Source organism: Acinetobacter sichuanensis (assembly GCF_003024515.2).
GTDB lineage: Bacteria > Pseudomonadota > Gammaproteobacteria > Pseudomonadales > Moraxellaceae > Acinetobacter > Acinetobacter sichuanensis.
The window spans coordinates 82,986-109,804 of record NZ_PYIX02000007.1; the positions used below are offsets into that span (position 1 = coordinate 82,986).

The 26,819-nt window shown below is 37.1% G+C and carries 24 protein-coding genes; 10 read left to right on the plus strand and 14 right to left on the minus strand.

All coding sequences use genetic code 11. From position 1 onward, the window contains the following. The first annotated feature begins 5 nt into the window (after positions 1 to 5). A complete protein-coding gene (locus C9E89_RS06740; protein ID WP_107007488.1) occupies positions 6 to 686 on the plus strand; it encodes a response regulator transcription factor in 681 nt (226 codons plus the stop codon). A 3-nt stretch (positions 687 to 689) separates the two neighbouring features. Continuing rightward, positions 690 to 2,021, plus strand: a complete 1,332-nt coding sequence (locus tag C9E89_RS06745; protein ID WP_107007489.1) for an ATP-binding protein — start codon at positions 690 to 692, stop codon at positions 2,019 to 2,021. 195 nt (positions 2,022 to 2,216) lie between these two features. Here the strand turns inward: C9E89_RS06745 and C9E89_RS06750 are convergent, their stop codons facing one another. After that, on the minus strand, positions 2,217 to 2,894 hold the full coding sequence (locus C9E89_RS06750) for a phosphatase PAP2 family protein (protein WP_107007490.1): 678 nt from the start codon (positions 2,892 to 2,894) through the stop codon (positions 2,217 to 2,219). A gap of 124 nt (positions 2,895 to 3,018) precedes the next feature. Here C9E89_RS06750 and C9E89_RS06755 point away from each other — a divergent pair, with 124 nt between their 5' ends. Beyond that, positions 3,019 to 3,720, plus strand: coding sequence for an HAD family hydrolase (locus C9E89_RS06755; protein ID WP_107007491.1), 702 nt, complete (start codon positions 3,019 to 3,021; stop codon positions 3,718 to 3,720). A 48-nt stretch (positions 3,721 to 3,768) separates the two neighbouring features. Here C9E89_RS06755 and C9E89_RS06760 read toward each other — a convergent pair whose 3' ends face one another. The 8 genes from C9E89_RS06760 to sdsA all read right to left on the minus strand — a co-directional run bounded on the left by C9E89_RS06760 (position 3,769) and on the right by sdsA (position 15,800). Then, a complete protein-coding gene (locus C9E89_RS06760) occupies positions 3,769 to 4,956 on the minus strand; it encodes an ammonium transporter (protein ID WP_107007492.1) in 1,188 nt (395 codons plus the stop codon). A gap of 439 nt (positions 4,957 to 5,395) precedes the next feature. Further along, positions 5,396 to 5,869, minus strand: a complete 474-nt coding sequence (locus tag C9E89_RS06765; protein WP_107007493.1) for a hypothetical protein — start codon at positions 5,867 to 5,869, stop codon at positions 5,396 to 5,398. 76 nt (positions 5,870 to 5,945) lie between these two features. Further along, complete coding sequence (adeK, locus tag C9E89_RS06770; RefSeq protein WP_107007494.1) at positions 5,946 to 7,400, minus strand: multidrug efflux RND transporter AdeIJK outer membrane channel subunit AdeK; 1,455 nt, start codon at positions 7,398 to 7,400, stop codon at positions 5,946 to 5,948. Next, a complete protein-coding gene (adeJ, locus tag C9E89_RS06775; RefSeq protein WP_107007495.1) occupies positions 7,400 to 10,579 on the minus strand; it encodes a multidrug efflux RND transporter permease subunit AdeJ in 3,180 nt (1,059 codons plus the stop codon). The genes adeK and adeJ overlap by 1 nt, the downstream gene beginning before the upstream one ends. Before the next feature lie 12 nt (positions 10,580 to 10,591). Further along, positions 10,592 to 11,947, minus strand: coding sequence for an efflux RND transporter periplasmic adaptor subunit (locus C9E89_RS06780; RefSeq protein ID WP_107007496.1), 1,356 nt, complete (start codon positions 11,945 to 11,947; stop codon positions 10,592 to 10,594). Further along, complete coding sequence (locus tag C9E89_RS06785; protein WP_107007497.1) at positions 11,947 to 12,588, minus strand: phosphatase PAP2 family protein; 642 nt, start codon at positions 12,586 to 12,588, stop codon at positions 11,947 to 11,949. The genes C9E89_RS06780 and C9E89_RS06785 overlap by 1 nt, the downstream gene beginning before the upstream one ends. Positions 12,589 to 12,749: 161 nt before the next feature. Continuing rightward, positions 12,750 to 14,801 carry a site-specific recombinase gene (locus C9E89_RS06790; protein WP_107007498.1) on the minus strand — a complete coding sequence of 684 codons (2,052 nt, stop codon included), beginning with the start codon at positions 14,799 to 14,801 and terminating at the stop codon, positions 12,750 to 12,752. Positions 14,802 to 14,822: 21 nt separating this feature from the next. Continuing rightward, positions 14,823 to 15,800, minus strand: coding sequence for an All-trans-nonaprenyl-diphosphate synthase (gene sdsA, locus C9E89_RS06795; protein WP_107007499.1), 978 nt, complete (start codon positions 15,798 to 15,800; stop codon positions 14,823 to 14,825). Positions 15,801 to 16,228: 428 nt separating this feature from the next. Here sdsA and rplU point away from each other — a divergent pair, with 428 nt between their 5' ends. The 3 genes from rplU (at position 16,229) to C9E89_RS06810 (ending at position 17,271) form a co-directional block, all read left to right on the plus strand. Beyond that, positions 16,229 to 16,540, plus strand: coding sequence for a 50S ribosomal protein L21 (gene rplU, locus C9E89_RS06800; RefSeq protein WP_107007500.1), 312 nt, complete (start codon positions 16,229 to 16,231; stop codon positions 16,538 to 16,540). An 18-nt stretch (positions 16,541 to 16,558) separates the two neighbouring features. Then, entirely contained in the window at positions 16,559 to 16,816 is a 258-nt protein-coding gene (gene rpmA, locus C9E89_RS06805; protein ID WP_092615635.1) for a 50S ribosomal protein L27, read from the plus strand. Between the two features lie 86 nt (positions 16,817 to 16,902). Then, positions 16,903 to 17,271: an endonuclease domain-containing protein gene (locus C9E89_RS06810; RefSeq protein WP_107007501.1), complete on the plus strand. Its 369-nt coding sequence runs from the start codon at positions 16,903 to 16,905 to the stop codon at positions 17,269 to 17,271. A gap of 159 nt (positions 17,272 to 17,430) precedes the next feature. On the opposite strand, the gene C9E89_RS06815 is transcribed toward C9E89_RS06810, so the two are convergent. Genes C9E89_RS06815 through C9E89_RS06825 form a run of 3 tightly spaced genes read right to left on the minus strand, consistent with a single transcriptional unit; the run spans position 17,431 to position 22,144 of the window. Next, positions 17,431 to 18,369 (minus strand): 5'-nucleotidase, encoded by a 939-nt coding sequence (locus tag C9E89_RS06815; RefSeq protein ID WP_107007502.1) that lies wholly within the window; start codon positions 18,367 to 18,369, stop codon positions 17,431 to 17,433. Positions 18,370 to 18,372: 3 nt separating this feature from the next. Further along, complete coding sequence (locus C9E89_RS06820; protein WP_107007503.1) at positions 18,373 to 19,191, minus strand: RipA family octameric membrane protein; 819 nt, start codon at positions 19,189 to 19,191, stop codon at positions 18,373 to 18,375. A gap of 58 nt (positions 19,192 to 19,249) precedes the next feature. Next, positions 19,250 to 22,144, minus strand: coding sequence for a valine--tRNA ligase (locus C9E89_RS06825; protein WP_107007504.1), 2,895 nt, complete (start codon positions 22,142 to 22,144; stop codon positions 19,250 to 19,252). Positions 22,145 to 22,515: 371 nt separating this feature from the next. Here C9E89_RS06825 and C9E89_RS06830 point away from each other — a divergent pair, with 371 nt between their 5' ends. The 4 genes from C9E89_RS06830 to C9E89_RS06845 all read left to right on the plus strand — a co-directional run bounded on the left by C9E89_RS06830 (position 22,516) and on the right by C9E89_RS06845 (position 25,572). Next, positions 22,516 to 23,208, plus strand: a complete 693-nt coding sequence (locus C9E89_RS06830) for a hypothetical protein (protein ID WP_107007505.1) — start codon at positions 22,516 to 22,518, stop codon at positions 23,206 to 23,208. Positions 23,209 to 23,276: 68 nt separating this feature from the next. Continuing rightward, positions 23,277 to 24,065 carry an SDR family NAD(P)-dependent oxidoreductase gene (locus C9E89_RS06835; protein ID WP_107007506.1) on the plus strand — a complete coding sequence of 263 codons (789 nt, stop codon included), beginning with the start codon at positions 23,277 to 23,279 and terminating at the stop codon, positions 24,063 to 24,065. Between the two features lie 212 nt (positions 24,066 to 24,277). Then, the gene (locus tag C9E89_RS06840) at positions 24,278 to 24,685 is read left to right on the plus strand and encodes a hypothetical protein (protein ID WP_107007507.1); all 408 of its coding nucleotides are present in this window, start codon (positions 24,278 to 24,280) and stop codon (positions 24,683 to 24,685) included. 227 nt (positions 24,686 to 24,912) lie between these two features. Further along, a complete protein-coding gene (locus C9E89_RS06845; RefSeq protein WP_107007508.1) occupies positions 24,913 to 25,572 on the plus strand; it encodes a hypothetical protein in 660 nt (219 codons plus the stop codon). 65 nt (positions 25,573 to 25,637) lie between these two features. Here C9E89_RS06845 and C9E89_RS06850 read toward each other — a convergent pair whose 3' ends face one another. After that, positions 25,638 to 25,826 (minus strand): hypothetical protein, encoded by a 189-nt coding sequence (locus tag C9E89_RS06850; protein WP_107007509.1) that lies wholly within the window; start codon positions 25,824 to 25,826, stop codon positions 25,638 to 25,640. 194 nt (positions 25,827 to 26,020) lie between these two features. Further along, positions 26,021 to 26,599: a DJ-1/PfpI family protein gene (locus tag C9E89_RS06855; RefSeq protein WP_107007510.1), complete on the minus strand. Its 579-nt coding sequence runs from the start codon at positions 26,597 to 26,599 to the stop codon at positions 26,021 to 26,023. Positions 26,600 to 26,819 lie beyond the last annotated feature (220 nt).

Genomic DNA, 26,819 nt, shown 5'->3' on the forward strand with positions numbered 1-26,819 from the left:
CAAACATGACCAAAATCTTAATGATAGAAGATGATTTTATGATTGCTGAATCAACGCTGACATTGTTGCGTTTTCATCAATATGAAGTGGAATGGGTCAATAACGGTTTAGATGGCATCAAACAGTTAACTCAGCAACAATTTGATTTGATTTTACTTGATTTGGGTTTGCCTCTGATGGATGGCATGCAGGTGCTAAAACAAATCCGTCAACGTGTAACAACACCTGTATTAATTATTTCAGCGCGTGATCAGTTACAAAATCGTGTGGATGGTTTAAACCAAGGAGCAGATGATTATCTGATTAAACCGTACGAATTTGACGAGTTAATTGCACGTATTCAAGCCTTATTAAGACGTGCAAACCAAACTAAGTCTTTACAGGCAAATGCTGAAATTCTTAAAAATGGTGATCTTGTTTTAGATGTGGAACAGCATCTAGCCATATTCAAAGGCGAAGCTGTAGAGCTTTCTAAACGTGAATGGGCAATTCTTATTCCATTGATGACTCATCCAAACAAAATATTTTCCAAAGCCAATTTAGAAGATAAGTTATATGCTTTAGATAGTGAAATTAATAGTAATACCATAGAAGTTTATGTACATCACATTCGTTCAAAATTAGGTAAAGATTTTATTCGTACAATTCGTGGTTTGGGATATCGACTAGGGCAAAGCGTAGCTTAGTATATGAAAGAAAATCAGCACTATTCCCTTCGAAAGCGTTTAATCGCTTATGTTTCTTTATTTAGTGTCATCTTAGGATGCGTGCTTATTTTCACTGCATATAAAATTTCTTTACATGAAACGACTGAAATTTTAGATGCACAAATGGTGTATTTGGCTGAACGTTTGGAGAAAAATGTTCGTCCTTTAGAAAGTCAATTTAGTCATCAAAAACGTTATCATGAAGAAGACTTATTTGTTGATGTTTGGGCATATTCTGAACGTAAAGATTTAACCCATGAAAATCATTATCTGATTGAACCTAAAACTAAAGCAGGATTTTATACCCAAGAAACTGAACATGGTACATGGATCGCTTATGTGCTGCCTACTGAACAATATCAGATTCAAATTAGCCAACAATTTAAAGTCAGAGAACACCTCGCTTTTGAATTAGCAGGGACGATGTTTTTGCCCTACTTAGTGATTATGCCACTGGCTTTATTGGGTTTGATTTTAATTATTCGCCGAAGTTTAAGACCTTTGGATACGTTTAAGTCTGAATTATCACGACGTGATCCGAACTCTTTATCTTCTATTCAAAATAATGATTATCCTCAAGAATTAATCCCTACGATCAATGAAATGAATCATTTATTTGAACGAATTTCGTTATCGCAACAAGAACAGCGTCAATTTGTAGCAGATGCGGCACACGAACTCAGGACACCAATAACAGCTTTAAATTTACAAACTAAAATTTTAATGAGTCAGTTTCCTGAAGACCCTAACTTATTAAATTTAAGTAAAGGTTTAGCCCGCATGCAGCACTTAGTTACACAACTTTTAGCACTTGCAAAACAAGATTCATCTTTAAGACATGAACGCATCGCAACTCATTTTCAGTTAAATGATGTGGCATTAAATTGTGTTGAGCAATTGGTTAACTTAGCCATGCAAAAGGACATTGATTTAGGTTTTTTAAGAAATGATACTGTGCAAATGTATAGTATTGAACAAAGTGTTCATTCGATTATTTTTAACTTAATTGATAACGCAATTAAATATACGCCTAATACAGGTATTATTAACATCTCAGTTTTTGAAGATCTACATGGCTTTGCATGGATCAAGATAGAAGACAGTGGAGCAGGCATAGACGCTGACTTATATGACAAAGTGCTGAAACGTTTCTATCGTGTGCATCATCACTTAGAAGTTGGAAGTGGTTTGGGTCTATCAATTGTAGATAAAGCAGTACAGCATTTACATGGTGAGTTACAGCTTTTACGCAGTGAAGAGTTGGGTGGGCTTGAGGTTTTAGTAAAGTTACCTACACAGTTGATTGAAAAGTAATGAAAAATTGATCAATTTTGTATTTACAATTTGATAGTGATATTTTTCTATGAGATGAGGTAAAAGGGCTCAAACTGAACCTTTTTACCTATCATGACGTTTGATCTAACTTTTGAGTATAAGGGTAATTAATCATAATATTTTTCAAATTACTGATATTTAAAAGAATGGTGGTTTTTCCTAGTAATCATTAAATTATGCTGCTTTAAATTTTTTATAGAAAATAAGATATAAGAATGCATTGATCGCAAAAATAACCCAAGCAGTCCAAAGGTTATGGCTGAGAAAATGTGCACCTCGCATCATTTGTCCCCAACCCATCACAAAACCTAAAATGAGCCCTAAACCAAGAAAAATATAAGCACGTCGAGCTGAAGCCAAACGATAAACGAAATACCCTGTCATTAAGGCAAAACCTGAACAAGCATGTCCCCCCGGAAAGCAATGTCCTTGTGTTGCAGAAAAATCCCAATTAAATCCAGAGCTTGTCGTTTGAATCATATTCCATGGGCATGCATGGCGAGATTGTGATTTTAATAGACCAATCACAGCCATTGAAAATAAACTCACCCAAAACATATAACCATAAAGCCAGCGAGAAGGTTTTAGTTTTTCTAATTTAAAAGAGGCAAGCCATAAAGATAGAAAACTCACATAAACAATAATGAGTAGATATTTTAAATACTTATGGTTCCATTGTACTAAATAGTAATTATCACGATACAAAAAATGTCCAGATTGATCCATCCAAGGATGAATAAGATATTGATCTATTGCACCACCAATAGGAAAAAAGAACCATAATATTGCAAAAGTGATTAGGCTAATAAATATATAGGTTAATGCTATTTTATTAAATTTTGATAGAAGCATATCGAATTAAATGTAAAAGATAGATGGAAATATAGTTGATCATTTAAACAGTTTAAACTTAAATGAGGATTAATCTATCTGTGCATTTTGAATAGAAAATGCTGTTTTATTTTGATGAATGATTATGAATATTCAAGCGGTAATTTTTGATTTAGATAATACTTTAACGCATAGAGATCAAAGCATAGTGCGTTATGCCCAAAATTTTTTACAATATTATTCTTCTTGTTTAGTCGAGCAGGTAGCTCCATCAGTAAGCTTATTAGAGCAAACTGTACATATTATTCGACGGATTGATCAGGGAGGATATCCTAAAAAAGAGTTTTTAACTCATCCGAGTATTGCCGCATCCGTTGGTTATGCGCTCACTCAAGAATTACTTTGGTCAAAAACACCTCATCTTGAAGAATTAACACATTATTGGTTTCAACAGTTTGGTTTAGCAGCAGTTGCCATGCAAGGTGCTGTAGAATTATTGCAATATTTACAAGGGCAACAGTATAAATTGGCTGTAATTTCTAATGGTGGTCATGCAACACGTTTAAAAATTTTAGAAGGTTTAGCATTTAGTCATTATTTTGATGAAATTATCAGTTCTGAATTGGTTGGCGTAAGTAAGCCTAAACCTGAAATTTTTTTGCAAACTTGTCAGCGTTTACAGGTTCAGCCAGCACAAAGTTTATATATTGGTGATCATCCTATCAATGATTATGCAGGTGCAACAGGTGCGGGTTTGAATGCAATATTGTTAAATGGTTTTCATCAAGATGTTGAGCATATTCCTCATCGCATTGATTCATTACAACAGGTTTTAGATTATTTATAAATAAAAACAGCAACATCCATTGTTGCTGTTAAATATAGAAAGTCATTGCTAGAAAATAGCATCTTCAGAGTTTGCTGAAATTTTGTGAATGGAAAGGTCTGCACCACGAAATTCATCTTCTTGGCTGAGGCGAATACCCATTGTGACTTTTAAAATACCATAGACAGTAAATGCGCCAGCTAAAGCAATAATAATCGCAAAAATAGTCCCTAAAATTTGTGACATCATTGCAACGCCACCTAAACCACCTAACCATTTTTGCCCGAATAAGCCCACAGCGATGCCACCAAAAGCACCACACACACCATGTAATGGCCATACACCAAGTACATCGTCAACTTTTAGTTTATTTTGTGTATAAGTAAAGAGTTTGACAAAAAAGAATCCTGCACACATACCAATCAACAATGCACCGATAGGATGCACAATATCTGAGCCTGCACAAATTGCAACTAAACCTGCTAATGGACCGTTATGTAAAAACCCAGGGTCTTCCTTACCAAAAAAGTTAGCAGAAATCGTGCCGCCGACCATTGCCATGAGTGAGTTGATGGCAACTAAACCTGAAATTGCATCTAAGCGTTGTGCGCTCATGACATTAAAGCCAAACCAGCCTACGATTAAAATCCAAGAGCCAAGTGCTAAAAAAGGAATAGAAGAAGGTGGATGTGCACTGACACGACCATCTTTCTTATAACGACCATGACGAGCACCCAATAAAATGACAGCAGCTAATGCCATCCAACCACCTACAGCATGTACGACCACGGAACCTGCAAAGTCATGAAAAGATGCACCAAATGTATTTTTTAGCCATTCTTGTAATCCAAAATTACCATTCCAAGCAATTCCTTCAAAAAAAGGATAAACCAAAGCCACTAAAAATAATGTTGCAATGGCTTGTGTTCGCATTTTGGCGCGTTCAGCGATTCCACCTGAAATAATGGCAGGAATTGCAGCAGCAAAAGTCAGTAAAAAGAAACAGCGCATGAGGTTATAGCCATGTTCAGCAGAAAGTTGCGCACCTGAATGGAAAAAATGCTGACCATAAGCAATATAATAACCTACAAAAAAATAGGCGATTGCGGAAATAGAGAAATCAGTCAAAATTTTACTGAGCGCATTCACCTGATTTTTATGGCGAACCGTGCCAAGTTCTAAAAAAGCAAATCCTGCATGCATTGCAAGTACAAGAATTGCACCGAGAAGAAGAAATAGAAGGTCGATATTTTGCATAGGGTACTTATTTGGTGCTATATGTCACAGTTTGGTTCAAGTATAACGAGCTATTTTGAGTCGTGAAGAGGCGAAGATAAGGGAAAAATTGATCAAAAATCGAGAAGACAAGCCAAGACTCGATATAAAGCAAAGCGTTGCACCAAGTCGGATTTTATGCACTATAATGGTGCATTTTTGTGATATGATTTTTAACTTAAACTATTGAAAAATAATCAATAATTTTTTTTCATAATATTGAATATCACATTTTATGTTTTATGAAAGTGGAAGTATCAGTCAAAACTTCGATAAGTGGTGCGTGATTTTTGATCATATTTACTAGAAATGATGCATAAACGGCAGAAGTTATAGGTGAATAGATTTCATTTTGTGCATTTAGGACTTTAGCCAGAATATGATTTTGGGTGATATAAGATCAGTCTAAATGTTGAAAAATTTATATATGCCCACAAAAGTATTGAAATAGTTGAATTTCTAAAAAATCACTTATTTTCTGGTGCTCTAAAATAGATGGTGCTGCAAATATGAAAAAGGTGTCTAAATAACAAAATTCATCCATAAAATAGAAAATAGTATTTTGAAATTCACTACTTTCGAGTAATAGGCATGAACTCATACCTGAAAAATATAAAATGATCTGTCGATGTTGTAGTACACGAAAATTGGCTTGTTCTATAAGTTGTTGCGTGATTTGAGCGTCAATTGGAGTAAAGAACGGAAATTCTATTTTTTGAACAGGTGTAGTCGAGCAGAGTTCCCAATCAATTTTGCTTGTTGAACCACGCCAAAAAGGTGTTAAAGAGTGGTTAATATACTCAGTGATTTCAAAATCTAAGCTTTGATATGAAATCGAAAAACGCTCTAAAAAAGTACATATATCAGATAGAAGTTGTGTTTGATGATGAGACATTTTATTTTTCTGATTTGAAAGGGTGAGTGTTTTTCATAAAAAAGCTCACCGAAGTGAGCTGATTTAAATATAAAAATTATTTAGCTTGTCCAGATTGTTGTTTAATCTCAGCAGTAGAAGGCTGTACAACAATTTGGTCAGATGTATTGGCTTTTACACCACCACCTAAGGTTTTGTATAACTCAACTTGGTTATTTAAGTTTGCTTGTTCAAGCAATAACAAACCTTGTTCCGATGAGTATGAAGAGCGTTGAGCATCTAATACTGTTAAGAAGCTATCAATACCAGCACGGAAGCGAGCATTTGAAAGCTTATAAGTTGTATTGGTTGCATCAACTAAACGGCGTTGTGCTGCAAGACGCTCGCCGATATTTTGACGAGTTGCTAGAGCATCGTTTACTTCACGGAAAGCCACTTGAATTGATTTTTCATAATCAGATAAAGCAATTTCTTGATCGGTTTCTGAAATTTTTACATTGGCTTTACGTGTGCCCCAGTCCCAAAGTGGAATATCAAGACTTGGACCTAAAGACCATACAAATGCACCTGATTTAAATAAGTCACTTAAATCAGTAGAAGCATAACCTGCCGAACCTGTTAGGCTAATGGTTGGAAATAAACGTGCTTTTGCTGCACCGATATTTGCACCCATTGCTGAAAGTTTATATTCAGCAGCGCGTACATCAGGACGATGTGTTAATAAATCACTTGGTAAACCAGCCGCTAAAGCGGAGTTATTGGTGATTTTATTAACACGTTGAGTTGGCAATAAGTTTGCAGGAACAGTTTGTCCTACTAACAAATTAAGCAAGTTTTGCGCTTGAGCAATTTGCGTTTTGTAGTTAGCCACATCATTACGCGCAGTTTCTACAGAAATTTGTGCCTGACGTACAGGAACTTCACTATCAATACCTACATCAAAACGTTTTTTGTTGAGGTTATAAGAGTCAAGTTGTGCTTTTAGCGTTTGATCTGCAAGTTTCAATTGAGCATTCGCAAATGAATAATTAAGCCAAGCTTGTGCCACTTGACCAATTAAAGAAATTTGCGTTGCATCACGTGCACTTGCTGTTGCCAAATAACTATCTAAGGCATTGTCTTTTAAGCTACGAACACGACCCCAAAAGTCTAATTCATATGCAGTCACACCTAAGCCAACATTATAACGTGTTTGTGCACCAACGCCTTGATCTTGGCGTAATACACTACCACTTGCGCCAATCGTTGGCAGTTGGTTGTTTTCAGTAATTTGATACTGTTGTTGTGCACGTTGAATATTTAGCGTTGCTGTACGTAAATCACGGTTATTGGTTAATGCAAGATCAATGACTTGGAGCAAGCGTTGATCTGCAAAAAATTCTTTATAACCTTGTTCAGCAATAGACGTACCCGATGCACTTTCAAGATAATTAGTCGGAATATTGGCTTGTGCTACGGGTTCTGGGCCACGCATGCTTTGACATGCAGTCAAAGCAAGCGCAAGTGCAGATACCGCAATGCCACGACCTGAAATAGACCATAGATTTTGCATCACGATTTTTGCTCCTGGAGATTTTGATTCTTAGGTTTGTATTTAAAGATACTACGGATCCATACGAAGAATACAGGAATAAAGAAAATACCGAGTAATGTTGAGCTAATTACCCCACCCAATACACCATAACCCACAGAGTGTTGGCTACCTGCACCAGCACCACTTGCTAAAGCCAATGGAAGTACACCAAAACCAAATGCTAAAGTTGTCATGATAATTGGACGTAAACGCATTTTTGCTGCATGAAGTGTTGCTTCAAACAGTTCTTCACCTTTTTCTTGTAACTCTTTGGCAAATTCTACAATCAAGATCGCATTTTTTGCAGATAAACCGATGACTGCAATAATTGCAACTTGGAAATAGATGTTATTTGAAAGATTTGGATCGCCTGAAAGCACCATACCTAACCAAGTTAAGCCCATCGCACCCACAATACCAAGTGGAACAACCAGTAATACTGAGAATGGAATTGACCAGCTTTCATAAAGTGCAGCAAGACATAAGAATACAATGAGTAATGAAAGCGCATATAAGAATGGTGCTTGGTCGCCAGACTCACGTTCTTCTAACGATAAACCTGTCCATTCATAGTCAAAACCTTGTAAGCCCATAGATGGAAGTTTTGCAACAATTTCTTCCATTGCGAGCATTGCATCACCCGAACTTACACCAGGAGCAGGTGAACCTTGGATGTTCATTGAAGCGATACCGTTATAACGCTCTAAACGAGGTGAGCCATAAGTCCATTGTCCAGTTGCGAAACTAGAGAAAGGAATCATTTCACCTTTATTATTACGTACATACCACTTGTTTAAGTCTTCAGGCATCATACGTGCATTTGCATCGCCTTGAACATAAACCTTTTTCACACGACCACGATCAATAAAGTCGTTAATGTATGAACCACCCCAAGCCATGCTCATGGTTGAGTTAATGTCTGCAATACTTACGCCCATTGCACCAGCTTGTGCTTGATCAATATTAATTTGATATTGAGGTGTATCTTCTTGACCATTTGGACGAACACCTGTTAAGCGTTTGTCTTGTGATGCCATTCCTAAGATAGCATTACGTGCTGCAAGAAGTTGCTCATGGCTTTGACCACCAGCCGCTTTTAACTGGAAGTTAAAGCCTGCAGTAACACCTAATTCAGGCATTGCTGGTAACTGTAAAGGCATAACATATGACGCGTCTTTGGCAATCATATTGAGTGCCATACCACGTTTAATGATTTCACCAATTTGTTGTTCAGGTGTTGTACGATCTTTCCAATCTTTCAACTGAATAAATGCTAAACCAGCGTTTTGACCTACACCTGTAAATGAGAAACCTGAAACACTAAATACAGACTCTACAGATTTTTTCTCATTTTCCATAAAGTATTTAGTCATCGTATCGATCACTTTGTCAGTACGGTCTAAAGTTGCATTTGGTGGCAATTGCACCAAAGTCATGACCACACCTTGGTCTTCTTCGGGAAGGAACGAAGATGGTAACATTTTGAACAATACAACTAATACTGCAATCACACCTGCATAAATAATTCCTGAGAATATTTTATGGTGTGTCATGAAGTTTACACCACCTTTGTACTTTTCAGCAGTACGATCAAAGGCATCATTGAACCATCTAAAGAAACGCGCAAAGATGTTATTGCTTGGTTTTTTATGTGGATCATGCTGTTTTAAAATCGTAGCACAAAGCGCAGGAGTAAAGGTGAGGGCAACGATCAAGGATAAAACCATTGCAGTTACAAGTGTAATAGAGAACTGACGGTAAATTACCCCAGTTGTTCCACCAAAGAATGCCATTGGAACGAATACAGCAGTCAATACAGATGTGATACCAATCAATGCACCAGAGATCTGTTTCATTGAAAGTTCTGTTGCTTCTACAGGGTCAAGATGATCTTCCACCATGACACGTTCAACGTTCTCAACAACAACAATCGCATCATCGACTAATAGACCGATTGCAAGCACCATGGCAAACATGGTCAAGGTATTGATTGAGAAACCAAAAACATTAATAACCGCAAATGTACCCAATACAACAACAGGTACAGCCATTGTTGGAATAATGGTTGCACGCCAGTTTTGTAAGAATAAGAACATCACCAAGAAAACCAAAATAATGGCTTCAATTAAGGTATGTACTACACTTTCAATGGATAATTTAATAAATGGCGTTGTATCAAATGCCAATTTATCTTTCATACCCGCAGGATAGTTTTTACGTAACTCGACCATGCGTGCTTCAACAGCTTTTGCTGTATCTAAAGCATTCGCACCTGTAGCAAGTTTAATTGCCACACCACCTGCAGGTTTACCATCAAATTTAGAGTCAAATTGATAGTTATCAGCACCGAGTTCAACACGTGCAACATCACCTAAACGTACTTGAGCACCATCAGCCGTATTTTTCAAGAAAATATTCTTGAACTGCTCAGGTGTTGTAAGCATGCTTTGTGCATTGACTGTGGCATTGAGAACTTGCCCTTGAATTGATGGTGCACCACCTAATTGACCCACAGCAACTTGTGAGTTTTGCGCACGGATTGCTCCTGCAACATCACTTGGTGTAATGCCTAAACTTGTCAATTTTGCAGGATCAAGCCAAATACGCATCGCATAAGAGCCACCAAATACTTGAACTTCACCTACACCCGCAACGCGGCTTAAAGGTTCAGAAATATTTGAGTTTACATAGTCTTTAATATCGTTTGCTGACAGACTATCTGACTCAGAGTAGAACGCTAAAACTTGTAAGAAACTTGCACCAGACTTCGTTACTCGTACACCTTGACGTTGTACATCTTCAGGTAAGAGTGCAGTTGCAGATTGCAATTTATTTTGTACTTGAACTTGCGCGATATCAGGATCGACACCTTGTTCAAAGTTTAAAGAAATAGAGGCTTGACCATTACCCGCACTATTAGATGAGATGTAACGTAAACCATCCAAACCATTCATTTGTTGTTCAATGATCTGTGTCACTGTATTTTCAACAGTTGCAGCAGATGCACCAGGATAAGTCGCAGAAATTGTGACTGTTGGTGGCGCAATCGTTGGGTATTGCGCAATCGGCATTTTTGTTAGCGTGAGAACACCCGCCAACATAATGACTAACGCAATCACCCATGCAAAGATTGGGCGATGAATAAAAAATTGAGCCATTGAGTCTACCCCTTATGCTGAAGTAGCTTTTTGTTCAGTTGTATTATTTTGCTGAGCTGGTTGTGCTTTTTCATCTGCTTTTGGTTGACCCGCTTTAGGATTTGCTCCTTGTGGTGTAGCAGCTTGAGGTTGATAAGGCTTAGCAACAACTTGTTGTTCAGCTTTGACTTTAGCAATACCATCAACAATCACTTTATCGCCTGTGCTTAATCCTTCCGTCACAATCCAATTTTGACCTTGTATTCCAGAAGTCGTTACAGGACGAGATTCAACTTGACCTTTTGCATTGACAAGCATAGCCATAGCTTGACCTGTAGGCGTACGTGTAATCGCAGCTTGAGGGATCAAATAGGCATTTGGAATCACACCTTGTACGATTTGCGCATTAGCAAACATACCAGGAAGTAATAAGTGATTTGGATTTGAGAACACAGCACGTAATGTCACAGAACCTGTATCAGGGTTTACACTCGCATCAGAAAATGCAAGATTTCCTTCCACAGGGTAGATACTGCCATCTTCAAGCTTTAAGCGAACTTTCGTATTATTACTGCGGTCAATACTGCCTTGAGCAAGTTGTTGACGTAAACGAAGTAGTTCAGCACTTGATTGATTAATATCTACATAAATTGGATCAAGCTGTTGAATCGTGACGAGAGCATTTGCTTGACTCGCAGTCACTAAAGCACCAGCAGTCACACTAGAACGTCCAGATTGACCTGAAATAGGCGAACGAACAGTAGAATAGCCAAGATTGACTTCAGCACTACGCAGTTCAGCTTGTGTTGCATTGATATCTGCTTGTGTACCAGCAAAATCAGCTTTACTTGCTGCTAGATCAGCTTCTGCTAATTTTACTTGTGCAACAGCATCGTCATATTCTTGTTTAGAAATCGCATTTGAGCTAACCAATTGACGATAACGACCTTCTTTCACACGCAACACGCCTAAATTGGCTTGTTGACGAGCGATGGTTGCTTCTTGGCGTCCTAAATTTGCTTGTTGACGTGTTAAATTTGCACGAGCACTTTCAACAGATGCACGATTGATACGTGAATCAATCTCATAAAGTGGTTGACCCTCACGGACAAAACTACCTTCTGAGAATAGACGTTTTAAAATTACACCACTCGCTTGTGGACGAACTTCAGAAATTTGGTATGCTGCTGTACGCCCAGAGAGCTCTACAGTTTGTTCAACGCTTTGTGGTTGAGCAACAATGACACCAACTTCTGTCGGTGGCATTTTTTGAGCAGCAGCGCTACCTTGTTGTGCATCTTTTGGATCTTTGCTACAACCCACAAGTGCAAGACTTGTTGCTAGAGCACAAGCAGTAAGAGCAGGCGCCCAAAGCTTTGCCGACATCATTATTCCACCTCGTTTAGATTCTTATCTAAAAATAATTTGTTCATACTTAATATTTGTTTCGAAAGCAAAAGCCAGATCAAAGAAATCCAGATAAACCCGATACTCCAACCCGCAAGTACATCAGTTGGAAAATGAGCACCTACATATACCCTCGAAAATCCCATACTTAGGCACCACAAACTAGCAAATATGATTAAAATTTTTGCTTTAGCATGCCGATAAAATATAAAAATGATTAAACAAGCAAGTACAGCGGCATATATGCTATGAGCACTTGGAAATGATGCACCATAGGTTTGCACCATTTGATAAGCTGCCTCAGGGCGTGGACGCTGAATAGAATATTTTAATATCCAACCTACAGCGGAAGCACCTAAAAGGCTAAAACTAATCAACACAACATTTGCATATTTTTTGACATAGGCTTGTTGTAAGCACCATATCCCACAAACCAACAACATGGCAGGTAAACCACCTAAATAAGACAAACCTACAGCGATATGATTTAAAAAATCAGAACGATGTAAACTCATCCAGATGATAGAAGAACTATCAAGTTGTTGTATATACAAAATGTTGAGTCCAATACAACTTATACTTAATCCAATACAGCCAATAATGAAGAAAAAGATATAAGGCATATGAGATGACCTTGCTTTGGTTAATCACATGGTTGAGATTAATTAATGTGCTGAAGTGTACTAGCCAGTACACTTTTTTTCAAGTCACTATAAATGAGTAATTTATAGTAAGTTCTTTTTTTTCAAGTTGTAATCATTTGCACAAAATGATAACAATTTAACTAATGACCATTCTTATGCGTTAAAGAGGAATGTTCCTCTACTTGCAAAGGTTGTTTTGGAGGCCAAAAAAAGTCGAGTGGTCTTGTAAAAAAATGAGTAAATACCAATTTTGCCAAAGGTTTCCATTGTTCAAAACGAACTTGTCTTGCTTTGAGTGCGACAATAATCGTCAGGCTAAAACTAACAAATAAGTTTGTCATCCCAATCAATAAAACACCTAAAAATGAAATGACGATCAATCCAATATCAGGTGAGCCATTGACACACATTAAGCCTTGAATAAAGTTGGCTGACGCAAAAGCGATATGACGAATATCTAAAGGTAAACCTAATATAAAACCAATGGTTCCCATGCTACCTAGCATAATACCAAACAGAAAATTACCTGCTAAAGCACCTAAATTTCGCTCCATATAGTCTGCAAATTTATTTAGCCTGTTTTGACCCATTAAATTTTTCAATTTGACATGTGCTTTCAAGCGTGGACTGACCTTACGATAGACTGCCATATTGTCAAAATAGCCTGCGATTAAGCCAGATAAAAATAAACAAACACCCGCGATTGCAGCATGTGGCACAGCCAAAGATGTAAAAGGATTTAAACTATGCAAAACGACATTGGCTTTGGCATGCGAGAGTAACGGTTCATGCATCGCTATTTGCCAAAAATAAGTAATCAAGGCTGCCGTAGGAATAGCGATAGAAATATTGCCCAAGATCGCAATAAACTGGGTGCGAATAATATTGATAATTAAGGCAGCGAGTTCTGCAATCTGAGCTGTTTTAGAGCCTTTTCGATGTTGTACAGTTGAAGCAAGTGCTGCTGCTGTCATTGCAGGTTGTTTGGTTGCAACAGTAAAATGCAAGACATGAATAAACATAAAACCTAATGAATAATTCATGCTGAATAAAAAAGCTTGCATGAGTGGGGCAAGTGTTAAACGCGCTGTTAATATCTTTAACGTTGCCATTGTAGCAATAATAACGCCTGCACCCGCAGCCGCTTTATACATACCCAAAAATCCTTTTTTATCGGTACTTACATAATGCTCACCCGTTTTACTGGCATTTTCTGTTACTTGTAGCGCAATCAACTCACTATTGGTTTTGAGCAAATGTCGAACACTGGTTTCATTGTAGTGAGCATGTACAAGATCAATGATCAAATCACCACAAGAAACAGCACGTACTTTATCTTCTTCAACAATTAAATTGAGTAAAATTTCTACTCGATCAAGACATTGCTCAAGTAAAGATAATAAATACGTTAAACTTAAACTGACACCAATACGTTTGGTTGCACGACGAATTTTAAGTACGACATCACGACATTGTTCAATCATGACAAGAGCTTGGTCAGCATCTGGAGGAGCAAGCACCGCGATTTCATTGATATCTCGATGCTGTTTTTTATAAGCCTCAATAAACTCAATAATTTCACGGTTTTGAACTAAGAAAGGTGATTCATATTCACTGAGTTCAGGATAAGCATTAATAAATTCAGGATATAAGCCAATCCCACTGATTCGATAAGACAATACTGTAATGGCTGTGATCAATTCACGTTTGACATTGAGTTCAGCTTTTAGAAAATGACCTTGTGTCAAAATATGGAAAAGCTGATTCCATTGCGCGTCTTTAATATGTTCGAGCCAGTATTTATCGGTACGTTGATGAAATACATTGCCCACCAAATCACGTAAATCTGTTTCATCTTTCAATAAAGGTAAGAAATAAGCACCCAAGCGCTGTGAAAGCTGACTCCAAAAGCCATCAAGTGACAAAATGCCGCTATCTGCATATAAACTTGCTTGTTTATGTTGGTTAATAATTTTAAGTAAATAGCCTTGAACATTTAAAGCAGCGGTAGGCGTAATGAGTAAGGCTTGAATAAAAGCTTGTACATGTTGCTGTGTAAGTTCAGCATTTTGACTATGGGCTGGTCGAATACGATTGACCAACTCAATAAGGAGAGATTCATCAGGAATAGCTTGAGGAGACTCAAGCTGTTCCTGCATTTTTAAAAAGATATCATTAAATTTTATATGCATAGGCAAAAATGTAGCTTAAGTTTATTGAATTCTATGTAAAGCAAGTTGTGCCAAATTGAACAAGGCTTGGCGATAAATACTGTCAGGCAAATGTTCTAAAGCACGTATTGCGGCTTGAGTTTCTTCGGTAGCGCGTTGGCTGCAATATTCTAAAGCCCCTGAACTGTGAACAATTTCAATCACACGTGTTAAGTCAGAAGTGCCACCTGTTGCAATGCTTTTACGAATAATTTCATGATCATCGCCTGTTGTATTTCTTAAAGCTGAGATTAAAGGTAAAGTTGGTTTACCTTCCATCAAATCATCACCGATATTTTTACCTAATGTTTCTGCATCAGAGGTGTAATCTAAAATATCGTCAATAATCTGGAATGCATTACCAAAATGACCTGCAAATAAACGTAATGGTTCACGGTACTCAGGTTTACCCGCTAAAATTGCAGCACCTTCGGTTGCAAGTTCAAAGAGGCGAGAAGTCTTACCATGGATAATATCAAGATAGGTTTGTTCTGTGGTTTCAGGTTGATGCTGTGCTTGAAGTTGTAAAACTTCGCCTTCCGCAATTTCACATGTTCCTGTAGAAAAATCTTTCAGTAAAACCATATTATCAAGGTCAACCAAAAGGTCAAAGGCACGAGAAATCAGGAAATCACCCACTAATACCGCAGTTTGGTTATTCCATGTTGCATTGGCAGTCGGGCGACCACGGCGTAAACCAGATTCATCTACAACATCATCATGAACCAACGTTGCTGTATGCAACATTTCAATAATGGCAGCAAGTTTACGATACGGTTCCATATCTGTTGCACCACAAGCCTTTGCTGCAAGTAAGCACATGATTGGGCGCATACGTTTACCGCCAGCTTCAACAACATGTTTACTTACAGCCATCACGAGTGCGACTTTAGACGTAATCCCTTCATTAATAAACTGATCCATTGCAGCAAAGTCAGTGGCAACAGGCGCGAGAATATCTTGCTTAAAGTCAATGGTCATGTGAAGGAAGCCTCATACAAATGCATTTTTAAGTTGCTAGTGTAACAATTAACATCAATGAATGTTGCTTATGAAAACAGTCATCGTACTGAATCTTAATGATATGTTCTTAATTTGTCCAAAAACTGACGGAATTAGAGCTGTTCTGTAAGTCATTCTTTTGAGCTACATAGTAGCGAATTTAACTGAAAAATCTATTTTAATTTATGTAAAAATAGAAAAAATAGAGTTATTTCAAATATTAATAAAAAATACTGTATAAAATATCTGAATAAAGAATAAACAAATAGAATATTTAACTAAAATGGCTTGTTGTTTAATTCATTATCACTTAAAATCTTTGCCCTTGTATAACCCCCAGTGGCGTTCGTTTTAAGATCGGAATATTCCTTTTTCGGCACGACGACACGGGCAAGTTGGAGTACATTATGTACGCAGTAATCCAAAGCGGTGGTAAACAGCACCGTGTTGTTGAGGGTGAAACCCTTAAAGTTGAATTGTTGAAAGCTGAAACTGGCGCAACTATTACATTTGATGATGTATTAATGGTTGTGAATGGCGAAAGCATTCAAATCGGTGCTCCAGTTGTTGCTGGCGCAAAAGTAACTGCAGAAGTGGTTGGTCATGGTCGTCACGACAAAATCCGTATTGTTAAAATGCGTCGTCGTAAACATTACCGTAAACAACAAGGTCACCGTCAATGGTTTACTGAGTTGAAAATTACTAGTATTGCAGGCTAATCACGAGGAGTAATAGACATGGCTCACAAAAAAGCCGGTGGTTCGACACGAAATGGTCGTGATTCAAACCCTAAAATGTTAGGTGTTAAAATGTACGGTGGTCAAGCTGTGACTGCTGGTAACATTATCGTTCGTCAACGTGGTACAGAGTTCCACGCTGGTGCAAACGTAGGTATGGGTCGTGACCATACTTTATTTGCTACTGCTGATGGCGTAATCAAGTTCGAAGTAAAAGGTCAATTTGGCCGTCGTTATGTAACTGTTGAAACTGCATAAGTTTTAAACGTTCATAGCAATGCCAGTCAGTTGAAAAATTGACTGGCATTTTTTATATCTGAATAAAAATTATTTTAAATCTAAAAATGAAAATAGACCCACAATTACTCGAATTCGCCAAAATTATGCGCACAAATGCCACTGAGGCAGAGCATTTAATGTGGCAACTTTTACGTAATAAGCAATTTATGAATTTGAAGTTCCGCCGTCAGCATGTAATTAAACCCTATATTGTAGATTTTTACTGTCATGAAATTGGTTTAGTGATTGAGTTGGATGGAAGCCAACACAATACGGATGATGGAAAAGAATATGATGTTGAACGGACAAAGTTTTTAGAGGCTTTGGGTTTGAAAGTTGTAAGGTCTTGGAATCATGATGTGTTGGGGGAGACGGATGTGGTTTTAGAGCATTTATGGTCAATATGTACTGAATTAAAAAGCACCTCTCCCTAACCCTCTCCTAGAAGGAGAGGGAACTCCAGTGCGAAACTCATGCAGGTCTTAAATCAAATAACGCTCCCTCTCCTTATGGGAGAGGGTTGGGGTGAGGGAAATTAGTTATCTTGAGTAGTTAGTTCAGTTATATCTTTGGCTTACGTGGACTGAATGGCTTCAGCTTTTTTTATTAGCTACTCCAAAAGGAATATGTACAGAAGCTATGCTATCTGCAGTTTTTTCTAAATGTCCAACTTGATCATCGAAGAAAATATGTGGTTGTAATATCTCTAATACTTTACGTTTTTCAATTCCACCCAAGAAAAAAGCTTCATTTATAGTTTCGATACCCCAAGAACGTAAAGAGTTGATTACACGTTTATGTGCAGGTGCATTGCGTGCAGTCACGATAGAAATTCTCAAACGACTTTCATAATCTGAATGTTGCGATTGATATTTAAGCTCTTCTTTTTGTAAAGTGGATAATTCTTTCAAAAGTTTATGTAGTGGGCCTTCATTAGCGGGTTGATCTGCTAAGTTTTTTTCATTCTCTATGAAAGCATCCAAATCCTTTTCTTTATATATTTTTTCAGAAGCATCATCAGCTATTACACCATCAAAGTCGAATGCTATACGTAATTCTTCATCATGAGCGACATCAAATATATGACCTTTTAATATTAAACCAGCAGGATATCCTGCAATAATTGCTTGATTAACATCAGTTTCATTGGCTGAAAGGAATAAGCTAATATTAAAAGCATCAATGTATTTGTGCGGTGTGCGACCTTGTAAAAAGATAGCCCTTTTAATACCTAATCCATAATGCTCTATGGAATTCATTACACGTAAACCTGTATTTGGATCGTTACGTGAAAGTAGAATGACTTCAACGAATGGCTTATCTTTAGGAAAAATACTATTTAGACTAAGAAGCCGTTGAATAAATGGAAAAGCCACACCTTGATCTAATAGAGTATTTTCATGTTCATGCTGGTATTCACGATATGCTAGTTCTCCTTGAGTTCTAAAAATTTCATCTGATTCTTCAAGATTGAACAAAGCACTTGAAGCTAAACCTATAACTAGTTTTTGTTCTAAATCATATCCGCTCATAATTTACTTATCCTTAATATTTAATTTCTTTATTTCATCAGGATCATCGAAGCCATCTTGTCTGTTTGGAATAGCTTGATTTCTGATATCAATGTTAGTTATAGACTTTCCTGGTAAACCATTAATGATACCTGTGCCTTTCAAGTACTCATAACTATTGGCACCCCATTTAGTGGTTGTAAATAAAGTTATAAGCCAAATACATAGTAAAAATCTTCCAACTTGAATAGGAATTTTACTTACTGATGGTTTTGTGAGAATACGATTTCTCGTATAAGTAAAAGGGTTATAAGTTCGAAAAAATTTATATGGATTTGTGGAATAATATTTTGACCAAAATAGGCTAAACTTATTAATTTTTTTGCTGTGTAATTTTTCATATACTTCTTTTTGAACTATTTCTGTTTTTTTGTCAAAAAGTTGATGAAATTCTTTACCCTGATTTTCATAAAATTGCTTTAAATTTTTCTCTGATTTATTAACTTCTATTTCCCAGTATTCTTGCCAAAATTTAGCGCCTGAGGCAGCTTGCATTTGGTAAAAGGAAATGCCAATACCAACTAAACAGATTAAAGTGTGTATCAGAGGAACAGTATTATTGGAGTTGATGATACAAGCGATTAATACACCTTGAAATATCATAAAAAAATTATTGCGGTGTACTAACTGAGTTATTTCAAAATTTCTAGTTTCAATTGCAACTTCATAGATACGCTTTAAACGGCGCTCTTGTTCAGAGAGTGCTTTATGTTGAAATCTATTTTGTAAGATAGATTTTGATTCAATACTTTTGCGCAGGATTGAAGAGAAAAAATTTGGCATAATTATAAAGGGCTGAATAATCAGCCCTTTATACTACAAATTAGATTAAATAACAGCATCAAAGAGCCGCAATCTGCTCCATATTCGCTTTAATCTTCGCTAACTGATCCGCAAACTCAGCAAGTTTAACTTTCTCACCTTCAACCACAGCAGCAGGTGCTTTCGCCACAAAACCTTCATTGCCAAGTTTAGTCGCAATTTGGTCATGCTGCTTTTGAACCTTATCGAAGTCTTTTTGTAGACGACCGAGTTCCGCTTTAGGGTCAATCAAACCTTTCATAGGAACGAATACAGATACATGACCGACTACAGAAGACGATGACAATGGCGGTTGCTCGCTATCCGCAAGGAACGTAATGCTTTCAACTTTCGCCAAAGCTTTAAACAAAGGTTCAATACGAGCAATCTGTGCTTTTTCAGCTTCAGTGGTATTTTGTAGAAGTACAGGTAACAAACGTGCATTACCTAAGCCCATCTCACCACGAATATTACGCACCGCACCAATCAAACCTTGAAGCCATTGCATATCTGCTTCAGCTTGTTCATTGATCTTCGCTTCATCGGCAACAGGGTATTGTGCCAACATGATGCTTTCGCCTTGCAGACCAATCATTGGTGCAAGAGTCTGCCAGATTTCTTCAGTCAAGAACGGCATGATTGGATGTGCAAGACGTAAAGATGCTTCCATTACTACAAGAAGAACACGACGAACTTCTGCCTTACGTTCAACCGATACGTTTTCATCATTCAGTACAGGTTTAGTCAGCTCTACATACCAATCACAGTATTCATTCCAAATGAACTCGTAAATCGCTTGTGCAGCCAAGTCCAAACGATACGTCGCAAAGGCTTGCTGAACCGCTTGTTCCGCTTTTTGTAGACGGCTTACGATCCATTGTTCAGGCAGTTCCCAAAGGTCTTGACGAACTTCTTGACCAATGGTTTGACCTTCAACATTCATCAGAACGAAACGGGTTGCATTCCAAATCTTGTTGGCAAAGTTACGGTAACCTTCAACACGTTTCATGTCGAACTTGATGTCACGACCTGTATTGGCAAGCGCACAGAACGTGAAACGAACCGCATCTGTACCATAAGCCTGAATACCTTCAGGGAATTCTTTACGAGTGGCTTTTTCAATTTTTGGCGCAGTTTTCGGGTTCATCAAACCTGTCGTACGTTTTTGTACCAAAGTTTCAAGGTCAACACCGTCAATCAAGTCTAATGGGTCAAGGACGTTACCCTTAGACTTCGACATTTTTTGACCTTCGCCATCACGGACTAAACCATGCACATACACGGTTTTAAACGGAACTTGTGGCGTACCATCTTCATTTTTCATGAAGTGCAACGTAAACATAATCATACGTGCAACCCAGAAGAAAATGATGTCAAAACCAGTCACAAGAACATCAGTCGGGTGGAAAGTATTTAAGAAATAGTTTTCTTTATCTTTCTCAGCATCGCCTGTCCAACCAAGTGTTGAGAATGTCCAAAGCGCAGAAGAGAACCATGTATCAAGTACATCTTCATCTTGGCTCAGTGCAAGATCAGCAGGCAGATTGTGTTTTGCACGAACTTCGGCTTCATCACGACCGACATAGATGTTGCCATCAACATCATACCAAGCAGGGATACGGTGACCCCACCACAATTGACGAGAAATACACCAATCTTGAATGTTGTTCATCCATGCCATATACATGTTGCTGTATTGCTCAGGCACAAATTTAATGTCACCGTCTTTAACCGCTTTAATCGCAGGCTCAGCAAGTGGTGCAATTTTCACATACCATTGGTCTGTCAAAAGTGGCTCAACGATCACGCCTGAACGGTCACCGCGAGGTGGTTTCAGCGTATAAGGTTGAATTTGATCTAACCAGCCTTCAGCTTCAGCTTGTTCAACCAATTTTTTACGTGCAGCAAAACGTTCCAAACCTACATATTCTGCAGGCGCAGGAATAGTTTTAGAAATTTGTTCGCCCGCTTTCGCGATATATTCAAACTCAGCCAATACTTCCGCATTTTTGTTGAAGATGTTGATGATGGCGAGTTCACAACGTTTACCCACCTCATAGTCATTGAAGTCATGCGCAGGGGTGATTTTTACACAGCCTGTACCAAATTCTTTATCGACATATTCATCTTTAACAATCGCAACAGCACGACCTGTAATAGGGAGGATAATGTTTTTACCCACAAGGTGTGCATAACGCTCATCATCAGGTGCAACAGCAACTGCTGTATCACCAAGTAATGTTTCAGGACGAGTGGTCGCCACCACGATGTAATCTTTACCATCATGAGTGCGTAGCGATTTATCTTCAAAGAAATATTTGAAGTGCCACAATGAACCTTGTTCTTCTTTATCAGACTCAACTTCTAAGTCAGACAATGCAGTTTGTAGTTTTGGATCCCAGTTCACCAAACGTTTACCACGGTAGATTAAACCGTCTTCGTGTAGTTTTACGAAAACTTCTTTGACTGCATTAGATAAACCTTCATCCATGGTGAAGCGTTCACGTGACCAGTCTACTGATGAACCCAGACGACGAATTTGACGAGTAATATTACCGCCTGATTGTTCTTTCCATTCCCAGACTTTTTCAATGAACTTTTCACGACCTAAGTCATGACGGCTAATGTCTTGAGCGCCAAGTTGACGTTCAACCACCATTTGCGTTGCAATACCCGCATGGTCTGTACCCGGTTGCCATAAGGTATTTTTACCAGACATACGGTTATAACGTGTCAAGGCATCCATGATGGCATTGTTAAAACCATGACCCATGTGCAAGTTGCCTGTGACGTTTGGTGGCGGAATCATGATACAGAATGAGTCGCCTTTACGAGAAGGTTGGAAATAACCATTCTCTTCCCAAGTCTTGTACCATTTTTTCTCGATCTCAGTCGGATCGTAGGTTGTAGCAATATTTTGCGCTGAATCAGTCATAGTAAAAACAGATCAAAAGTGAGTGAAAAATTAGATTCATTGTAGCAAATAAATTTCCTAAGTGGGGGATTCTCATCAAGCGTATAGAACGCTCTGGTTGGGGAGTAAACTTCACTGAGCGAGTATCAAAGTTTGAGCAAGAAAATTTTATTGATGAATAGAATCATCACAACATTCATTAAAGTCAAAAAATAAGATAAAAGGTTGGTCAGTATTGCAATAAATATTTTAAAAAAATAAATGAATCAGTGGCTTAATATATTTTTAAAATGTAAAAAGAATCAAGAAAAGACAATGCATATAATGATAAGCTTTGCTAATATTTTGTCACCATTGATTGACCCATAATATTAACAAAAAGGCTGATTTGTATGACTTATAAAATTAACTTAGCAATTGACACTTCAACTTATCAAGCACTGCAAAATGTCACTGAACGTTTAAATCAGGGGGATAAAGAAAATCTATCTAAACAATTAGGCACGATTTTTACAGATATGTCTTGTCAGGTTTTAGATCAGGTTTTTGGACGTTTGATCGAAGAAAAACGAGGAAAAGACTTAGATGCCAAAGGACAAAAAAGTTTAAAAGAAGCCGAACAGATTTTTGAGCAAATTGAAAGCGCATTACGAAAATATATGCCTTGGTCGATTTCCTTTTTTGGGAATGATCGTTTAAAGCCCGTGGCAAATCATATTTTACAAAAATTTGACCCATCTAATCCTGAACAAATTTATATGTACTATGTGTTAGACCGTCATTTAGGTGAGCAAGCGAGTCAAAATATTCAGCAGGTTTTAGAGGGGAATATTCAAGCATTACCAGCCACCTTAAAAAATTTAGTTAAAATCATTGATTTGGGCATTTCTGAGTTTATTCGAGATCCAAAAACCTTATTAAAATTTAATTTTGTAGTCGATAAAACTTTAAATGGTGTCATTAATATGATTACCAGTACAGGTTATAAACGCCTAGAAAAGGTAGGAGATGACTATAAAGCAGGTGATGCAGAAAAAGCACAGCATTATGCAAAACATTTTAATCATTTTTTAGTGCGTAGTTAATTTCTGGGTACTTTGCATGAAATATTTTTCATGGCATATTTAAAATCAATTATTTAGGAAGATAGTTCATGGACATGAAGGTTGTTTGGATTACAGGAGCTTCATCAGGTTTAGGTAAGGCTTTGGCAAAAGAGTGTGCTTTACAAGGTGCACAAGTGGTACTGAGTGCACGCCGTTTAGACGAGTTGGAAAATGTTCGTGTAAGTTTGCTCAATCCAGATCGTCATATTTCGGTTGCAATGGACATCACCAATGAATCACAAGTTCGTCATGCTTATGAGCAAGTGCTCAAAGAAAAAGGTCGAATTGATTGGTTGATTAATAATGCGGGTCTCAGTCAACGTGCATTGATTGCAGATACGACCATGCAAACAGAACGTGCCATTATGGAAATCGATTATTTTTCACAAGTTTTTTTAACGAAAACCGTATTGCCTACATTCTTAAAACAGAAATCAGGTCGAATTGCCTATGTATCAAGTATTGCAGGTTTGCTGGGTACGCAATATCGTGCGTCATATTCGGCAGCAAAAGCCGCGATTCATATGTGGGCAAATAGTTTACGTGCTGAAGTTGCCAAAGACGGTGTGAATGTTTCGGTGATTTTTCCAGGTTTTGTCAAAACCAATGTATCTTTTAATGCATTGAATGGTGAAGGTAAGCCCCAAGGTCATCAGGATGAAGCCATTGAAAATGGTTTAGATGCAGATGAGTTTGCACAACAAACGATAGAAGCTTTACAAAAAGGTGAGGAGTTTATTGTAGTTGGAGGACGAAAAGAAAAACTGGGTGTATTGGTATCACGTATTTCACCAAAAATTTTATATAAAATGATTCGGAAAATGAAAGTGAAATAAGTTCATTGATAAAAACAGGGCAGGAGAGATTTACATGAATATTATTTTAAAAATAATATGTGGATTTCTCTCTGATGTTTTTCATCGCAACAAAAAATGATCCTAAAGTTTGATGGTCAGCAGTATCAAGTACTTGCATTATATAAACACGATTATGTTTATTAGATATAATTTATAATAGTTAGAGCTTTGTATTGTAAAGTTATTTTTATATGAAAAAATTGAATCAAGTGAAAAGTAGTAATATGTTAAATAACGAAATGACTTTAGAACAAATTAATCAATTTTTAGCAAGTAAAGCGCAGCATATTCAAACGGCATTTAAAAATCGTGATTATTTGAGTGCTAATCAACAACTTTTAGAACTGATTCAAGTCGTTCCTTCACATCAAAATGTGCTCTGTGATTTAGCGATCACAGAAATGCGTTTAGAAAATTATCAGGTTGCATATGATTATTTGCAACAAGCGATACAATATCATCCTCATGCTGTAGAAATTAATACTTATGATGCAATGAGTGAAGTATGTTATTTTTTAAATGACAGAAAAAAACAAAAACATTATGGGCGTTTAGCGAATCAAGCAAAAAAAGATGCAGTGCAACATGAAAAAAATTAAGCCTTCCTCAGACTGTACCTCCTAAATTTAATCCACAAGCACCCTCTGAAAATATTATTAGTTATTCTTTATATGGTGATTTACCACGTTATTGTGAAGGGGCAGTATTAAATACGCAATTTGCAAAGGAAATTTTTCCTGAATGGACATGTCGTTTCTATATTGATGAAAGTGTACCACGCAAAATTGTAGAACGATTAAAAGCATTAGGCGCACAGATCATTTATGTGAATGAACAGCAAAGACAGCTTTCAGGTTTATATTGGCGCTTTTTTGTCATGCATGATCCACAGGTAAAACGTTTTTTAGTTCGTGATGCTGACTCATTTTTATCTTATAAAGAGCGTGCGGCGGTTCAAGCATGGATTGATTCAGATTGTTATTTTCATTGTATGCATGATTCTTATGATCATGTAGAGTTATTATTAGCAGGAATGTTTGCAGGTTGTTCAGGTATTTTCCCTGATATTGAGCAAGATATACGCCAATTTTTAGCTCGGGATCGACATCTGATTGAACGGGTAATGGATCAGCACTATCTACGATATTGTATTTGGCCTACAGCCGCACAAAGTATTTTGATCCATGATAGTCAAGGTTATGATGCTACAGCCTTAGATTTTCCATTAAACATAAATGAATATGATGAAAATTTTCATATTGGTCGTATTGAAGCGAGATGGAATGTGCAAGTAGAACATACATTTGAGCCAAATACATGGTTAATTTGGTCTTTAAAAGATCAGACTCAACGCACAATTTGTGAATATGATATTTATGTGGAAAGTCAGCGATTTAATATCATGCTTCCTAAAGTTTATACAGACCATTTACAGCGTGGTGAATGGTATATTGAAACTCGACCTAAATTTTCATCTATGAATTAGATGACGTGAAACATCACAATAATATGGATGATCTGTTTTAAATCAGCTCCATTTTTACATGCACATTAAAGTTTTTTCCACTGTATATTTTCATTGCTAAACTGGAGTAAAAACGAAAAACCAGATTCATCTGCCACCAAGTAAGAAGATGGATTGACCATCAGCACTTTTAATAAAATACCCGCTTCTATCGTAATGGGTTGTAATTGATCTTTCGTTAAAGTTACAGGTTGAATTAATTCAACAATCTCCATCTTTAATCCTAACTCATTATTTTGCAGTAAATATCATATAAATTATGACATATTTATTGTATTTTTTATGAGTTTAAACTGAGCGTTTAAGTGGAATAAATGAATATTTTGATTGAATTTTATACTAAAATGTAAAAATACCTGTCTTGATATAATGAAATAAAAACAGTGTATTTTTACATGAATTTAAAAGCTTATAAATGAACTGTTGCACCTAAAGCTTGAATGAATTGTGCCATCCATGCAGGGTGTGCAGGCCATGCAGGTGCGGTGATTAAATGCCCATCCGTTACAGCTTCTGTTACAGCAATCTCCGCATATTGACCGCCTGCAAGTTTGACTTCAGCAGCACAAGCAGGGTAAGCCGAGCATAAGCGACCTTGAAGAATATCAGCCGCAGCAAGAATTTGAGCACCATGACAAACCGCAGCAATTGGCTTTTGTGCAGTATCAAATTCACGTACAATTTCAAGGATTCTTTCATTCATACGTAGATATTCTGGAGCACGTCCACCAGGAATCACTAAGCCGACATAATTTGCTGTATTGACCTCGGAAAAATTATAGTTGATCGCAAAGTTATGCCCACGCTTTTCACTGTAGGTTTGTTCACCCTCAAAGTCATGAATTGCGGTAGCAATGTGATCACCTGACTTTTTGTCAGGACAAACCGCATGTACTGTATAGCCTAAGCCAACTAAAAATTGGAAGGGTACCATTGTTTCATAATCTTCAGCATAATCGCCAACGAGCATTAAAATTTGTTTAGACATTATTTAGCCCTCTTTTATCCATTTGTTAAAATTATCTATTGAAACATAACATAGCCGATTGACAGAATTAAGGCAGACCGACACATCTTTAGTCGTAAATTTTATAAAATAAGCAAATTTCTATTTTGTTAGTGTCAAGTAATAAAAAAATATAATGACAAGTTACTAAAATACATAAAAATTATTGTGATTTCTTATTCTTAATTAAGCTTTTAGGATT

What these genes read in the sequence shown, in the direction of transcription:
- C9E89_RS06820 (WP_107007503.1), bottom strand. Translation starts at nt 19,191, where the DNA reads ATGCCAAATTTTTTCTCTTCAATCCTGCGCAAAAGTATTGAATCAAAA.
- adeK (WP_107007494.1), bottom strand. Translation starts at nt 7,400, where the DNA reads ATGCAAAATCTATGGTCTATTTCAGGTCGTGGCATTGCGGTATCTGCA.
- C9E89_RS06765 (WP_107007493.1), bottom strand. Translation starts at nt 5,869, where the DNA reads ATGTCTCATCATCAAACACAACTTCTATCTGATATATGTACTTTTTTA.
- C9E89_RS06855 (WP_107007510.1), bottom strand. Translation starts at nt 26,599, where the DNA reads ATGTCTAAACAAATTTTAATGCTCGTTGGCGATTATGCTGAAGATTAT.
- C9E89_RS06825 (WP_107007504.1), bottom strand. Translation starts at nt 22,144, where the DNA reads ATGACTGATTCAGCGCAAAATATTGCTACAACCTACGATCCGACTGAG.
- C9E89_RS06785 (WP_107007497.1), bottom strand. Translation starts at nt 12,588, where the DNA reads ATGCCTTATATCTTTTTCTTCATTATTGGCTGTATTGGATTAAGTATA.
- C9E89_RS06815 (WP_107007502.1), bottom strand. Translation starts at nt 18,369, where the DNA reads ATGAGCGGATATGATTTAGAACAAAAACTAGTTATAGGTTTAGCTTCA.
- sdsA (WP_107007499.1), bottom strand. Translation starts at nt 15,800, where the DNA reads ATGACCATTGACTTTAAGCAAGATATTCTCGCGCCTGTTGCCACTGAC.
- C9E89_RS06810 (WP_107007501.1), top strand. Translation starts at nt 16,903, where the DNA reads ATGAAAATAGACCCACAATTACTCGAATTCGCCAAAATTATGCGCACA.
- C9E89_RS06830 (WP_107007505.1), top strand. Translation starts at nt 22,516, where the DNA reads ATGACTTATAAAATTAACTTAGCAATTGACACTTCAACTTATCAAGCA.
- C9E89_RS06835 (WP_107007506.1), top strand. Translation starts at nt 23,277, where the DNA reads ATGGACATGAAGGTTGTTTGGATTACAGGAGCTTCATCAGGTTTAGGT.
- C9E89_RS06740 (WP_107007488.1), top strand. Translation starts at nt 6, where the DNA reads ATGACCAAAATCTTAATGATAGAAGATGATTTTATGATTGCTGAATCA.
- rplU (WP_107007500.1), top strand. Translation starts at nt 16,229, where the DNA reads ATGTACGCAGTAATCCAAAGCGGTGGTAAACAGCACCGTGTTGTTGAG.
- C9E89_RS06755 (WP_107007491.1), top strand. Translation starts at nt 3,019, where the DNA reads ATGAATATTCAAGCGGTAATTTTTGATTTAGATAATACTTTAACGCAT.
- C9E89_RS06840 (WP_107007507.1), top strand. Translation starts at nt 24,278, where the DNA reads ATGAAAAAATTGAATCAAGTGAAAAGTAGTAATATGTTAAATAACGAA.
- adeJ (WP_107007495.1), bottom strand. Translation starts at nt 10,579, where the DNA reads ATGGCTCAATTTTTTATTCATCGCCCAATCTTTGCATGGGTGATTGCG.
- C9E89_RS06745 (WP_107007489.1), top strand. Translation starts at nt 690, where the DNA reads ATGAAAGAAAATCAGCACTATTCCCTTCGAAAGCGTTTAATCGCTTAT.
- C9E89_RS06780 (WP_107007496.1), bottom strand. Translation starts at nt 11,947, where the DNA reads ATGATGTCGGCAAAGCTTTGGGCGCCTGCTCTTACTGCTTGTGCTCTA.
- C9E89_RS06850 (WP_107007509.1), bottom strand. Translation starts at nt 25,826, where the DNA reads ATGGAGATTGTTGAATTAATTCAACCTGTAACTTTAACGAAAGATCAA.
- rpmA (WP_092615635.1), top strand. Translation starts at nt 16,559, where the DNA reads ATGGCTCACAAAAAAGCCGGTGGTTCGACACGAAATGGTCGTGATTCA.
- C9E89_RS06760 (WP_107007492.1), bottom strand. Translation starts at nt 4,956, where the DNA reads ATGCAAAATATCGACCTTCTATTTCTTCTTCTCGGTGCAATTCTTGTA.
- C9E89_RS06790 (WP_107007498.1), bottom strand. Translation starts at nt 14,801, where the DNA reads ATGCATATAAAATTTAATGATATCTTTTTAAAAATGCAGGAACAGCTT.
- C9E89_RS06750 (WP_107007490.1), bottom strand. Translation starts at nt 2,894, where the DNA reads ATGCTTCTATCAAAATTTAATAAAATAGCATTAACCTATATATTTATT.